Annotated in this window: 1 pseudogene; it reads left to right on the top strand. The window is 74.8% G+C overall.

The features are described 5' to 3' along the window. Positions 1 to 314, top strand: a pseudogene (locus tag HTV45_RS33695) (type IV secretion protein Rhs); the annotation flags it as partial.

Raw genomic sequence — 314 nt, forward strand, 5'->3', positions numbered from 1 at the left:
TGGAACGTCGAGACCAAGACCCGGCTGGTGGCCCGGCAGCAGTCCGTCCGCAGCGACACCGTCGTCCCGGGGATGAGCCCGTCGACGGCGGCCAGGATGTTCGGCTCGGGCTCCCGGACCACGATCGCCGACACCCCGTACCGCACCCAGGCGGAGACCCGCGCCGTGGCCGGTGCGCTCGCCGCCTCCGTCAGCGCAGGCTTCGGGGAGATCGAGGCGGTCGCCTACGGGAACCCGCAGCTGCGGGCGGGTATGCCGGTGGCCCTCGGCAACGTGGGGCCCGCGTTCTCCGGCCGCTACACCGCGACCGCCGC

It is taken from the genome of Streptomyces sp. CHD11, from assembly GCF_018638295.1.
Lineage (GTDB): Bacteria > Actinomycetota > Actinomycetes > Streptomycetales > Streptomycetaceae > Streptomyces.